This is a genomic window from Saccharopolyspora flava, from assembly GCF_900116135.1.
In the GTDB taxonomy this organism is placed as follows: Bacteria; Actinomycetota; Actinomycetes; order Mycobacteriales; family Pseudonocardiaceae; genus Saccharopolyspora; species Saccharopolyspora flava.
Genome location: NZ_FOZX01000005.1, coordinates 150911 through 163934, shown reverse-complemented (window position 1 = coordinate 163934; position 13024 = coordinate 150911). Strand labels below are relative to the sequence as shown.

Genomic DNA, 13024 nt, shown 5'->3' with positions numbered 1-13024 from the left:
AAGCTTGGGTCGCCTTACTCGCGTTCCTTGCGAAACGTATCCGTAGTGGGTCGCGTCTACCAAAGCTTGGGTCGTTTTAGTTGCGTTCCTTTTGAAACGTACCCGTAGCCCCACTCCGGGTTTAGGTGGGTGGTGGGAGGCCTAGCCAGGTGTAGGCGTTGTCGTAGGTGATTCTGTGCAGGGTGTCGGCGGGGAGGTTCATCGCGCGCAGGGTTCGGGCTGTTGGGGTTTCTCTGGGCATTGCTGGGAAGTCTGAGCCTATGAGGAGGCGGTCCGGGCCGAGGAGGTCTATGAGGTAGCGGAGGGCGCGGTGGTCGAAGACGAGGGTGTCGTAGTAGAAGCGGCGGGCGTGGTCCAGGGGTGAGGGGCCGTCGTCGGGGGCTACCGCGCGGTCGAGGTCGACCGGTCCTTCGTTCCAGGAGCCGCTCCAGAAGTACTGGGCGCGGGGCAGCATCAGCGGGTAGCCGCCCGCGGCGTGGCTGAAGGCGATGCGCAGGTCCGGGCACTTCGCGGCGGTTCCGCCTGCGACCAGGGAGGACGCGGCCAGGGCGCCTTCCAGGCCGACGACGTAGGTGCCCATCGCCGACTGCGGGAGGCGGTCGGTGGCGGTGGGCATGGCGTGCACGAACACCGCGAGGCCGAGACGTTCGGCCTCGGCGAAGAACGGCAGGAACCGCTCGTCGCCGATGGATTCGCCGGCGATGTTGGAGGCGATCTCGACGCCGTGCAGCCCCTGGTCGCGGATCGCGGTGAGCTCGGCCGCGGCGGATTCCGGATCCTGCAGCGGCACCATCCCCAGGCCCAGCAGCCGGTGCGGGTGAGCGTCGCACAGGGCCGCGGTGAACTCGTTGACGTGCCGGGCCAGCGACAGGCCGTCGGCCGGGGGCAGGTCGGAGCGCAGCAGCGGGGGCATCGGGCTGAGGACTTCGACGTCCACGCCGGAGGCGTCCTGGGCCTCGATGCGGCGCTCGGCGTTGAAGAACACGTCCCGGGCCCGGAACCGCAGCGCGCCGAACAGCAGGGTCCGCGCGCTGTCGCCGTCGACGGGTTCCATCCGCGGGAAGCACTCCGGGGCGTCGGCCGGGTAGTCGTAGGGCAGCAGGTGCGCGTGCGTGTCGACCAGCACGGGAGACCTCCGGCTCAGTGGTGGGGATGGACCGAGACGTGCACGGGCGCTTCGCCTTCCACCTCGCCGGCGAGGGTTTCCATCGCCAGCGCGGTGTCGTCGAGGCCGAAGGTGTGGGTGTGCAGCTTCTCCAGCGGGAATCGCCGGGACTCGATGAGCTTGATGGCGGCCGCGTTGGACTCGGCGTCGACGCCGAACGCGCCGAAGACCTGCAGCGCGCGGTTGATGATGAGGTCGGTGCGCAGCGGCACCTCCCGGTCGCCCTTGAGGCCGGCGAGCACGACGCGTCCGCCGTGCTTGGCGGCCAGCAGCGCGTCGGTGACCGGTTGCGCGGCCATCGGGGTGAGTTCCAGGACGACGTCGGCCATCTCGCCGCCGGTGATCTCGGTGACGCGCTGGACGGTGTCCTCGGCGTGCTCGCCGTCGACGGTGAGGGTGTGGTCGGCGCCGAACTCCCCGGCCAGCGCGAGCTTGTGGGCGTCGGCCTCCAGGCCGGTGACGATGATGGTGCCGGCTCCGGCGGCGCGGGCGGCGATGACCGAGGCGATGCCGCGCTGCCCGGCGCCGAGGATCAGGACGGTGTCGCCGAGCCCGACGCCGCCGAGCTTCGCCGCCCACCGCACCCCGGCGCCCAGCGGGTTGAACATCGCGGCGACCTCGGCGGGCAGCGTGTTGTCGATCTTGTGCAGGACGGCGTTGGGCGTCAGGTAGAGGTGCTCGGCCATGCCGCCCCACAGGCTCGGGGCCACGTCGATCCCGGTGACGCCGTGGCCGATGGTGCGGTTCTTGCAGCCCTGGTAGCGGCCGGTCAGGCAGTCCCGGCAGGTCCGGCACGGGACGATGACCTCCAGCGCCACCCGGTCCCCGGGCTGCACGCCCCAGCGCCGCGCGGCCTCGTCGCCGATCTCCTCGACGATGCCCATCGGCTCGTGCCCGGGGATCACCGGGAAGCCACCGCGCATCCGCATGTGGCCCTTGTACATCTCGACGTCGCTGCCGCAGATGCCGTTGGCCTCCACCCGCAGCAGCCCGTCGTCGGCGCCGATCTTCGGGCGGTCGAACTCGCGGATCTCGATCCGCCGGGGCCCGGTCTGCACCGCGGCCCGCACCTTCTCGCTCATCACTGCCCTCCGGTTGAGTGGATCGGGACCGAGGTGCCGGACCAGTCGGCGAAAAGCCGCACCACCATGGAGATCCCGGCGTTGCGCGCCCCGGCCACCAGCAGCGGCAGATGGGTCCGGGTGTCGCCGGGCAGCAGCCGGTCGAACGCCTCGGGCCGGGTGCCGTCGGCGTGCCGGACGCCGTTGTCGCCGAGCCCGTCCTTGCCCACGGCGGCGAGATCGGCGACGCTGCGCCCGCAGCGCTCGGCGAGCCAGGCGCGCACGTCGGCCTTGGTGAACCCGGCGCGGCCGAGCATCTGGGCGTGCTCGGGGCAGAACACCACGCCGGCGCCCGCGTGCCGGAAGATCCACGAGCCGGTCCGCGAGATCGTGTCGGCGAAGTCGGCGAGCAGCTGCTCCGGGTCGCTGGTGTGCCGGTTGTCGACGAACTCGCAGGTCCGCAGCAACGTCGCCGACACCGCCGAAACCCCTTGCGGGGAACCGGTTTCCTCCGCGAGGGGTTCCCAGGGCGATTCCTCCTCGTTCTCGGCCAGGCAGATCTGCCAGCGGCCGGGCAGGCCCTGGGTGGCCTGTTCAAGGACGTGCGGGTGCACGCCGAAGACGTTGCGCACGATGAGCCCGATCGCACGCGGCACGGTGGCGTTGGCGCGGAACCCGGGCCCGAACGCTCCCCCGGCGCCGTTGAAGCCCAGGCGCTGCCGGATCGGGCCGTTGACCACGATCAGCGGTGCGGGCCCGCTGGTGGACTGCCAGCCGCCGCCGGTGGCGGCGCGTTCCCGCATCAACGCTTCCCAGGCGGCCAGCACCACCGGGAAGTGCTCGGGGCGGCATCCGGCCATGGCGGCGTTGATCGCGGCGAGTTCGACGGTGACGACGCGCTCGAACTGCGGCAGCTTCCCGATCTCCTCGCCGGGGTCGCGATCGACCTCGGCGAGGAAGCGGTCCACCAGCGGTTGCGAGGCCGGGACCAGCGGGAGCCCGTCGGACCAGTCCTGCTCGTAGCAGTGCTCGATGGCCCGCTGCGCGACGTCGGGGTCGGGGCCGCTCACGCGCCCTCCCCGGTCAGCAGCGCGACGACGCCGGGCAGCACCTCGCGCGCACGTTCGCGGACCTGCTCGGGGGTGAGGATCGCGACCGGGTGGGCGGTGGTGGCGTAGCGGTAGCCGGGCGAGCCGCGCAGCTGCGCCATCGCGTCGGCGGTGGCCACGAACGCGTCGCTGCAGATCACCGCCGCGGGCAGGCCCGCCTGCTCGAACAGCAGCCCGTCGGCGACGGCCGAGGCGCTGCACGACCCGCAGTCGCCGACGCCGGTGACGACCACGTCGCAGCGCTCGGCGTACTCGGCGATCAGCTCCGGCGGGGCGGGCTGGGCGAAGGCCCGCTTGGTGCGCAGCAGCTCGACCCCGGCCGCGCCGTGCTCGGCGCACAGCAGCTCGGCGAGCTCGGTGAGCAGCAGGGCGGCGTTCTGCTTGGTGTTCTCCAGCAGCCCGACGCGGGCGCCGACCAGACCGGCCGGGCGCTTGGCGAGCCTCGTCTCCCCCGCCGCGACGGTGGTCGACCGGCCGGTGGGATCGAGGATGGTGTGGGACATGTCGGCTCCTCTCAGCTCTCGACGCGGGTGAGCCGGGTCTTCATCTCGGAGCGCTCGATCGAACCCGGCGGCACCAGCGCGATCTCGGCGCGCACCGACAGGCGCGCGCGGAGGGTGTCGGTGATGAGCCGGGCGAGTTCGGCGTGGTCACCGGCCTGCTCGCCGTGCTCGACCTCCACGCGCAGCGGCGGTTCCACGCGGGGTCCCGGCGCGGGCAGCACCACCTGCACGGCGCCGGTGGTGCGCGGGTGCAGCGCCTGCACGAGGTCGCGGATCGCCGACGGGAACACGTTGACGCCCAGCACGATGAGCATGTCGTCGGTGCGGCCGAAGCAGCGGATCAGCGGCATCCCGTCGTCCTCGACGCCGGTGACCACCACCCGGTCGCCGGTGCGGAACCGCACCAGCGGGCAGCACTCGCGGTCGACCGAGGTGTAGACGAGCTCACCGCGGGTACCGGTTTCGGGCACGAGCACGTCCCCGGTGTCGGGGTCGACGAGTTCGACGAGGACGTGCCTGCCGCCGGTAAAGCGCATCCCGCCGCTGCCGGGGCGTTCGCCGAACAGCACCGGTGCCATGTCGGCGTTGCCGAGCCCTTCGGTCATCGGGGCGCCCCACTCGCTCTCGACGTGCTCGCGGAACGCCGGTTCCCCGCCACCGGGTTCGCCGCCGACGAACAACCGGCGCAGCCCGAACTCCCGGGGGTCGCGCCCGCGCGCCCGCAGGTGTTCGGCCAGGTAACGGGCGTAAGACGGGGTGGAGTGCAGGGCGGTGACACCGAGGGTGTCCATCGCCTGCACGACCTTCTCCGACGCCCCGGTCCCGATGGGCACGAACGCCGAGCCGATGCGCTCGAACGCGTCGCGCACCGGGAGGCCGCCGACGAACAAGGTCAGCCCGGCGGCGTGCACGACGACGTCGTCGCGGGTGGCGCCCATGGTGCGGAAGGCGCGCGCCACCATCTCGGTCCAGGCCGCGGCGTCGCGCCGGGTCACCCCCACCCAGCTCGGGGTGCCGGTGGTGCCGGTGGAGGCGTGCACCCGCACGACCTCGGCCGGGTCGACCCCGGCGTGGCGGCCCAGAGGGGGCCGGGCGGCTTGGGATTCGCGCAGCATCGGCTTGGTGGTGAACGGGAACTTGGCGAGGTCTTCGAGGGAGTCGAACGCCTGCGGGGTGACGCCGTGCTCGGCGAACGCGTCGGCGTAGAACGCCGACCGCGCGGGCAGGCCCTCCAGCTGGGCGCGCAGCAGCTCGAACACGACCTCGCGATCGTCGGGCGTGGTGAAGCTCGGGGTGACCACAGCGATCCTCCGGTCCTCAGACGTCGTGGACGACGACGCCGCGGATGTTCTTGCCCTCGGCCATGTCCCGGTAGGCGTCGTTGATGTCGTCGAGCCGGTACTTGCGTGTGACGAGTTCGTCGAGCTTGAGATCACCGGACCGGTAGAGCCCCAGCAGCGTCGGGATGTCGTGCAGCGGGTTGGAGTCGCCGAACAGGGCGCCGCGGATCTGACGCTGGTAGCTGATGGTGTTGCCGGCGTGGACGTGCACGGTGTTCTCGCCGAGCCTGCCGATGGCGGTGAGCGTGACCTTGCCGCCCTTGCCGACGACCTGCACGGCGTCGTTGACGACCTCCTCGGTGAGCACGCCGGGCGTGCAGATGGCGTGGTCGGCGAGCTGGCCCCAGGTGGTCTCGACGACGAACTCGTGGGCGGTGGCGGCGTCGGCGAAGGTGTGGGTGGCGCCGAAGACCTTGGCCATGTCGCGCTTGAACTCCACGGGGTCGACGACCACGACGTTCTTCGCCCCGGCGTAGCGGGCGCCCTGCACGGCGTTGCTGCCCACTCCGCCGGCGCCGTAGATGACCACGGTGTCGCCGGGCCGGACTCCGGCGGCGTGCACGGCCGAGCCCCATCCGGTCGGCACGCCGCAGCCGACGAGGGCGCCGATCTCGAAGGGGATGTCGTCGGCCAGCGGCACGCACGCCCACTCCGAGACCACCGCGAGCCGCGAGAAGGTCCCGAGGGTGCAGAACCCGCCGAGGTCCTGGTCCCCGAGGTGGAACCGGAAGGTGCCGTCGAGGAACATGCCGGTGCTCGCGTTGAGGCCCTTCACGCACATGTTCTGGTGGCCGGTGGAGCACGGGCGGCAGGCGCCGCAGGCGGGGATGTAGGAGCACACGATCCGGTCGCCGGGCCGGACCCGCCGCACGTCGGGGCCGACGGATTCGACGATCCCGGCGCCTTCGTGGCCCCCGACGACGGGGAACCGGACGGGCGCGTCGCCCTGGGTGATGTGGTCGTCGGAGTGGCACAGGCCCGCCGCGTGGAACCGCACCCGCACCTCGTGCGATCCGGGGGCGTCGAGGGTGAGGTCGGCGAGTTCCCAGCCGCGGTGCGGCTCGCGGGCGATGGCGGCCCGGGTGGTGATGGTGCCGGTCATGACGTGACCCCCGTTTCCGGCCGTGCCGCGCCGGGCACGTGCGGCAGCACCTCGGCACCGATCAGCGCGATCTGGTCGAGGTCGTGGATGTCGTAGACGTGCAGGTAGACGGTGTCGGCGCCGATGCGGGCGAGCTCCCCGATCCGGTCGGCGAGGTGGCTCGGGGAGCCGATCGCGGCGTGCTCGCGGATGAACTCCGACCCGATGACCCCGGCCCTGCGCTCGGTCTCGGCACGGCTGGTGCCGCAGGCCACCGGCAGGACGGCAGAGTGCCGTGCCGTAGCCGGGTCGCGCCCGATGGCCTCGCAGGCGCGGTCGAAGATCGCGTAGCGCTCCCGCAGGTCGCCGCCGAGGGCGCCGTTGAACTCGGCCGCGTAGCGCGCGGCCAGCGCCGGGGTGCGCTTGGGACCCGCGCCGCCGATGATGATCGGCGGTCCCGGGCGTTGCACGGGACGTGGCGGGGTGCGGTTGTCGCTGACTCGGAAGTGCTTGCCGTCGAAGGAGAATCCCGTTCCGGGTTCGGCGGTCCACAGCCCGGTGACGATCGCGAGCACTTCCTCCAGCCGGTCGAAACGCGTTCCGGTGCCGGGGAAGTCGATGCCGAAGGCCTCGTGCTCCCGGGCGTACCAGCCGGTTCCGATGCCGAGCTCGACGCGACCGCCGCTCATGTCGTCGGCGGAGGCCACGATCGCGGCCAGCAGGCCGGGTTCCCGGAACGTGGCGGCGGTGACCAGCGAGCCGAGCCGCACGCGGCGGGTGTCGCGGGCCAGGCCGGCGAGCGTGGTCCAGCAGTCGGTGGGCCGGTAGGCGGGGTCGTCGGGGTCGACGCCGAGCAGGTGGTCCGAGCGGAAGAACGCCTCGAACCCGGCCCGCTCGGTGGCCTGGGCGAGCGCGAGGACGTCGGCGTAGCGGGCTCCGTGGCGGGGTTCCATGAGCACCCGCATCCGGATCCCGCTCTCACGCGGCGTCATGCGACACCTCGTGGACGACGACGCCCCGCACGTTGCGGCCGTCGAGCATGTCCCGGTAGCCCTGGTTGACGTCCTCGAGCCGGTACCGGCGGGTGATCAGCTCGTCGAGCTTGAGATCCCCGGACTGGTAGAGCCCGAGCAGGCGGGGCACGTCGTGCAGCGGGTTGCAGGCCCCGAAGATGGCGCCCTGCACGCGCCGCTGGTAGCCGATGAACATCCCGGCGGGGGCGTCGACGCTGCCGTTGCCGACGGCGGTGATCGTGACCTGCCCGCTCTTGCCGACGACCTGCAGCGCCGAGTCGATGACCTCGTCGTGCAGCACGCCGACGGTGATGATGGCGTGATCGGCCAGCTCGCCCCACGTGGTCTCGACGACGAACTCGTGGGCGGTGGCGGCGTCGGCGAAGGTGCGGGTGGCGCCGAAGACCTTCGCCATGTCCCGCTTGAACTCCACCGGGTCCACCACGACGACGTTCTTCGCCCCCGCGAACCGCGCCCCCTGCACGGCGTTGCTACCCACTCCCCCGGCCCCGTAGATCACCACGGTGTCGCCCGCGCGGACCCCGGCCGCGTGCACCGCCGAGCCCCACCCGGTCGGCACCCCGCAGCTGACCAGCGCCGCGACCTCGAACGGGATGTCCTCGGCGATCTTGATGCAGGAGAACTCGGAGATCACCGCCCGCTCGGCGAAGGTCCCCAGCACGCACAGCCCGCCGAGGTCCTGGCCGTCGAGGTGGAACCGGAACGTGCCGTCGGGGAACATCCCGGTGGCGGCGTTCTTCCCGGCGTCGCACAGGTTCTGGCGCGCGGTGGAGCAGTAGCGGCAGGACCCGCAGGCGGGGATGAACGAGCACACCACGTGATCGCCGACGGCCACCCGGGTCACGCCCTCGCCGACGGCCTCGACGATCCCGGCGCCCTCGTGCCCGCCGACGACGGGGAACCGCATGGGCGCGTCGCCCTTCTGGATGTGGTCGTCGGAGTGGCACAACCCGGCGGCGTGGAAGCGCACCCGCACCTCGTTGGCCCGGGGTTCGTCGAGCTCGACGTCCGTGATCTCCCACGGCCGTCCGGGCTCCCGGCAGATGGCGGCACGCGTGATCATGCTCATGTGGGCCCCGTCCCTGGAGAACATCGCCGAACCGACCGCGCGGGAACGCACTCACCCGCAGCGATTTTCACGATGCCCCGGCCGGGCCCGCCCCGGCGACACCGCTTTTGCGACGCGGAAGCCGCAGCCCGCACGACGAACCGGGCCGCGCTCGGCAGCGCAGCCCGGTTCACCGGCTCCGGCCCCAGGCCGGTCAGGGGCGGGGAACGACCTCAGCGAACTCCGCGTCCACACCCGCGACCAGCTGATCCAGCCACGGCGGGACCGACGGGTCCTCGGCGGGCACGTCGGTGCTCTGCACCTGCACGAGGTACTGGCCGTAGCGCAGGTCCACCCACCAGGTGTCGCAGACGCCGGGCCTGCCCCGGATCTCCCCGCACGCGAAGCGCACCTCGTCCGCCTCGCGCGGTGGCACCCGCGGGACGCGCTGCGAGGTCTCGTCGAACCCCTCACGACCACGCGGGTCCACGCGGCCGAACGCCCAGCCCGCCCACCGCGCCGACGCGTGGAACGGGGTGTTTTCACTCGGTCAGCGGAGTGGGGCCGTCGGTTGGTGGGTCTGCGTAGTCGGCGTTGCGGTCGACTGCGCGGTAGATGTCGTGGGCGATGGGGGTGCGCATCTCTTCGGCGAGGTGGCCGAGGAGGCCCGCTGCTCGGGCGAGGAGGGCGTAGCCGCGGAGGAGTTCGATCGGCAGGCCGAGGTCGGCGAGGGCGGCGCCGCAGACGCCCGCGCCGTTGAGCGGGAGCGCGCGGCCCAGTTCGTCGGGGGCGACGCGGCCGATCGCTTCGAACAGGGCGAGGTGCGGGCCGTGGGTGCCGGATTCGCGGGCGATGCGGATGAGGACCGGGGTGCGCGGGTCCTGCTGCTTGTGCACCGGGTGGCCGAGCCCCGGCACCAGCTGCTCTCGGGCGCGCTGCTGGCGGATCGCCTCGCGGGCCAGGACGTCCCAGCCCTCGTCGGTGTCCGGGGTGTCGTGGCCGGCGAGGGTGTCGGCGAGGAACTTCGCGGTGTCCTCGGTGACGCCGAGGAACCGGGAACCTCCGCCGAGCAGGCCTGCGGCCATCGCGCCCTGGATCGACTCCGGGGCCGACAGCAGGGTCAGCCGGGAGGCGATGGCGGTCGGCGTGAAGCCGTGATCGGCCAGGGCCACCAGCACGGTGTCGAACACCCGCAGCTGACCGGGCGTGGGACGGCGCCCGGCGGTGAGCTGGAAGGCCAGTTCCCCGAAGGAGATCCGGCCCATCAGGTCTTCGGCGAGGTTCTGGCCGAGGAGGGTGATCGTGTCCGGGTCCGAGGTGCCGATCGAGGTGGGGTAACGCGGTTGCTCGACGCTCACGCCGCCATCTCCTGCTTCTCTCGACGCTGCCGATTCCCCCGAGGCTGCCACGCCGAACGGTCTCGCGGTCCCGGTGGCGACGTCCGTTGCCAGGGGACAGTTTTAGTGAAAACTGTCCATGATCAATATCCCTTTTGTCCGGACAGTTTTCACTAAAACTGTCCCCTGGTGAGGAACGCGCCCCCACGGGACCACGGCTCGGCGGCGGGGTTGCGGCTGGGGTTCACCGGTCGGTGAGCCAGCGGCGGATGTCGTCGCCGTGCTCGTCGAGGGCGGGTGGGGGTAGGGAGTGGCGGGAGGGGGTGTGGCTGAAGCCGATGGGGTTGCGGATCATCGGGAGAGCTTCGTCGCCGACGTGGACCACCGGGTCGAGGCCGAGCTCGGTGGCCAGGGAGACTCCGCCGTCGACGGTGTTGATCGGGCCGCACGCGACCCCGGCCTCGCTGAGCTCGCGCCACCACTCCAGGGCGGGCCGCTTGCGCAGTTCGGCGACCAGCAGCGGGCGCAGCTGGTCGCGGTTGCGGGTGCGGTCGTCGTTGTGCCGGAACCGCTCGTCGTCGACCAGCTCGTCGAGGCCGAGGACTCCGCACAGCGCCCGGAACTGGCCGTCGTTGCCCGCGATGACGATGAGGTCGTTGTCGGCGGTGGGCAGCGGTTCGTAGGGGAACAGGCTCGGGTGCGCGTTGCCCATCCGGTGCGGGACCGCGCCGGACGCGACGTAGCCGGTGCTGTGGTTGACCAGACCCGACAGGGCCGACGACAGCAGGTTCACCTCCACGTGCTGGCCCTCGCCGCTGCTCGACCGGTGGTGCAGAGCCGAGAGGATGCCGATGGCGGCGTGCATCCCGGTCATCAGGTCGAACACCGAGATCCCGGACCGGTACGGCGGACCGTCGGGATCACCGGTGAGGCTCATCAGCCCCGACATCGCCTGCACCAGCAGGTCGTACCCGGCCAGCCGCGCACCCGCGCCGGTGCCGAAACCGCTGATCGAGGCGTACACCAGGCCCGGGTTGCGAGCCGCGGCGGTGTCGTAGTCCAGGCCGAAGCGCGCCAGTCCGCCCGGCCGGAAGTTCTCGATCAGCACGTCGGCCCGGGCCGCCAGCTCGCGCGCCACCTCGCCGTCCTCGGGGTCGGTGAGGTCCAGGGCGATGGAGCGCTTGTTGCGGTTGATCGCCAGGTAGTAGGTCGACACGCCGTCGCGTTCCGGCGGCATCCAGGTGCGCGTGTCGTCCCCGCCCGGGGACTCGACCTTCACCACGTCCGCACCCAGGTCGGCGAGCAGCATCGTCGCGTACGGGCCGGCCAGGATCCGGGAGAAGTCGGCGATCAGCAGCCCCGACAGGGGCCCGGGTGCGGGTTGGGACACGAGCATCTCCTCGACCGGTGCGCGAGCCGTCCGCGCTCGACGATTCTCGTGCGATCACCGCGGGTCAAGGCATCTCGCGCCCGGTGGAAGCGCTCAGATCGCGACCTGGCCGTCGATGCAGGTGACGGCGCTGCCGCCGACCCACACCGCGCCGGTGTCGTCGGTGTCGATGCGCACCGTTCCGGCCCGGCCCAGCGCGGTGCCCTGGCGTGCGGTGTAGGGCGCGGTGGTGCGCCCGGAGCCCAGCAACCACTGGGCCAGAGACGCGTTGAGGCTGCCGGTGACCGGGTCCTCGACGCAGCCCGCACCGCCCAGCGGGGCGAAGGCGCGGACCTCGAAGCGCGCGGGCCCGTCAGCCGGGTGCGGACCGGCGACGCCGATCTTGATGTCCTCGCGGTAGGACGGTTCCAGCGCCAGCACCGCCTCGGCGTCGGCGAGCAGCAGCGCCACCCAGCCCGGGCCGTTGTCGGCCCACTGCGCGTCGACGATCTCGCTCACCTCGATGCCCAGGTGCGCCGCGACCCGCTCCAGCACGTCGGGTTCCACCGGGCCGGAGCGCAGCAGCGGCGGCGCGGCGAACGCCAGCCCGCCGCCCGAACGCCGCACCGTCACCAGCCCGGCGCCGCACTCCTGCACGACGGTGTCCCGCTCGCCGTGCACCGACTGCCAGGCGTGGCAGGTGCCCAGCGTGGGGTGACCGGCGAAGGGCAGTTCCTCGGAGGGCGTGAAGATCCGCACCCGGTAGTCGGCACCGGGGTCATCCGGGGGCAGCACGAACGTCGTCTCCGACAGGTTCGTCCACGCCGCGAACCGCTGCATCGCCTCGTCCGACATGCCCTCGGCGTCGAGCACGACCGCCACCGGGTTGCCGTAGTAGGGGGTGTCGGTGAACACGTCGACCTGCTGGAACCTGCGCATGACCGCGACCCTAGCGGCCGTGGCGGCGTGACGAGGTCAACGGTCCGGAATAGCGGCTTCCGGTGGCGGGTTGTGATCGACATGCGTGTTTTGGGTTTCACCGAGTTCGGCGGTCCGGACGTGCTGGGGATCCACGACGTGCCCGAGCGGCACGCCGGCCCCGGCGAAGTGCGGATCCGCGTGCGCGCGGCGGCGGTCAACCCGACCGACACCGCTGGACGCGCGGGATGGTTCACCGAGCGGTACCGCGACCTCGAACCTCCCTACGTGCCGGGCATGGACGCGGCCGGCGTCATCGACGAGATCGGTGAGGGCACCGACACGGACCTGCGGGTCGGTGACGACGTGATGGCCATCGTCGTCCCGTCGGGTTCGCACGGCGCCTACTCCGAGAGTCTCGTGGTACCTGCCGAGTCGGTCGCGCGGATCCCCGCTGGCACCGACCACGCGGCGGCCTCGACGCTGCCGATGAACGGGCTGACCGCGCGTCTGGCGCTCGACAGCCTCGCGCTGCCGCCGGGCGCGCTGCTGGGCGTCACCGGTGCCGCGGGCACGCTCGGCGGGTACGTGGTGCAGCTGGCCAAGGCCGACGGGCTGCGGGTGGTCGCCGACGCGAAGGACTCCGACCGGGAGCTGGTGGCCTCGTTCGGCGCCGACGAGATCGTCGAGCGCGGCGAGGACGTCGCCACCCGGTTCCGGGAGGTCGCGCCGGACGGGCTGGACGCGGTCGTGGACGCTGCGGTGCTCAACGACAAGGTGGAGCCTGCCGTCCGCGACGGCGGCGGCCTGGCCACCGTGCGGTTCTTCGCCACCGAGTCCGACCGCGGCATCACCTACCACCGGGTGCTGGTCAGCGACTACTACAAGGAGCGGGACAAGCTCGACGAGCTGCGGCAGCAGGTCGAGGACGGGGTGCTGACGCTGCGCGTCGCCGACACCGTCCCGGCCGAGCGAGGCGCCGAGGCGCACCACCGCCTCGAAGCGGGCGGCACCCGGGGCCGCCTGGTCGTGCTGTTCTGATCCCCGCGCGGAGGCCGG

General features: G+C 72.3%; 13 protein-coding genes. 1 reads left to right on the top strand and 12 read right to left on the bottom strand.

The window, feature by feature from the left end; all coding sequences use genetic code 11:
- Nucleotides 1-121 precede the first annotated feature (121 nt).
- The 12 genes from BM424_RS16480 to BM424_RS16425 form a co-directional block, all read right to left on the bottom strand.
- The gene (locus BM424_RS16480) at nucleotides 122-1126 is read right to left on the bottom strand and encodes an amidohydrolase family protein (protein ID WP_093418648.1); all 1005 of its coding nucleotides are present in this window, start codon (nucleotides 1124-1126) and stop codon (nucleotides 122-124) included.
- Between the two features lie 14 nt (nucleotides 1127-1140).
- Nucleotides 1141-2247: a zinc-dependent alcohol dehydrogenase gene (locus BM424_RS16475; RefSeq protein WP_093418645.1), complete on the bottom strand. Its 1107-nt coding sequence runs from the start codon at nucleotides 2245-2247 to the stop codon at nucleotides 1141-1143.
- Entirely contained in the window at nucleotides 2247-3296 is a 1050-nt protein-coding gene (locus BM424_RS16470; RefSeq protein ID WP_093418642.1) for a hypothetical protein, read from the bottom strand. Before BM424_RS16470 ends, BM424_RS16475 begins: the two co-directional genes overlap by 1 nt.
- The gene (locus BM424_RS16465; protein WP_093418640.1) at nucleotides 3293-3838 is read right to left on the bottom strand and encodes a UGSC family (seleno)protein; all 546 of its coding nucleotides are present in this window, start codon (nucleotides 3836-3838) and stop codon (nucleotides 3293-3295) included. Before BM424_RS16465 ends, BM424_RS16470 begins: the two co-directional genes overlap by 4 nt.
- An 11-nt stretch (nucleotides 3839-3849) precedes the next feature.
- The gene (locus BM424_RS16460) at nucleotides 3850-5139 is read right to left on the bottom strand and encodes a phenylacetate--CoA ligase family protein (RefSeq protein WP_093418637.1); all 1290 of its coding nucleotides are present in this window, start codon (nucleotides 5137-5139) and stop codon (nucleotides 3850-3852) included.
- A 16-nt stretch (nucleotides 5140-5155) separates the two neighbouring features.
- On the bottom strand, nucleotides 5156-6280 hold the full coding sequence (locus BM424_RS16455) for an NDMA-dependent alcohol dehydrogenase (protein ID WP_093418634.1): 1125 nt from the start codon (nucleotides 6278-6280) through the stop codon (nucleotides 5156-5158).
- Nucleotides 6277-7251, bottom strand: a complete 975-nt coding sequence (locus BM424_RS16450; protein WP_093418632.1) for an LLM class F420-dependent oxidoreductase — start codon at nucleotides 7249-7251, stop codon at nucleotides 6277-6279. The genes BM424_RS16455 and BM424_RS16450 overlap by 4 nt, the downstream gene beginning before the upstream one ends.
- The gene (locus BM424_RS16445) at nucleotides 7238-8362 is read right to left on the bottom strand and encodes an NDMA-dependent alcohol dehydrogenase (protein WP_093418628.1); all 1125 of its coding nucleotides are present in this window, start codon (nucleotides 8360-8362) and stop codon (nucleotides 7238-7240) included. Before BM424_RS16445 ends, BM424_RS16450 begins: the two co-directional genes overlap by 14 nt.
- Nucleotides 8363-8555: 193 nt before the next feature.
- A complete protein-coding gene (locus tag BM424_RS16440) occupies nucleotides 8556-8831 on the bottom strand; it encodes a hypothetical protein (protein ID WP_093418626.1) in 276 nt (91 codons plus the stop codon).
- Nucleotides 8832-8883: 52 nt separating this feature from the next.
- On the bottom strand, nucleotides 8884-9699 hold the full coding sequence (locus BM424_RS16435) for a citryl-CoA lyase (RefSeq protein WP_093418623.1): 816 nt from the start codon (nucleotides 9697-9699) through the stop codon (nucleotides 8884-8886).
- Nucleotides 9700-9922: 223 nt separating this feature from the next.
- Nucleotides 9923-11074, bottom strand: coding sequence for a CaiB/BaiF CoA transferase family protein (locus tag BM424_RS16430; RefSeq protein ID WP_093418621.1), 1152 nt, complete (start codon nucleotides 11072-11074; stop codon nucleotides 9923-9925).
- 87 nt (nucleotides 11075-11161) lie between these two features.
- Entirely contained in the window at nucleotides 11162-11986 is an 825-nt protein-coding gene (locus tag BM424_RS16425) for a PhzF family phenazine biosynthesis protein (protein ID WP_093418618.1), read from the bottom strand.
- Nucleotides 11987-12067: 81 nt separating this feature from the next.
- Between BM424_RS16425 and BM424_RS16420 the strand changes: the two genes are divergently transcribed.
- Complete coding sequence (locus BM424_RS16420) at nucleotides 12068-13006, top strand: NADP-dependent oxidoreductase (RefSeq protein ID WP_093419275.1); 939 nt, start codon at nucleotides 12068-12070, stop codon at nucleotides 13004-13006.
- Nucleotides 13007-13024: the final 18 nt, after the last annotated feature.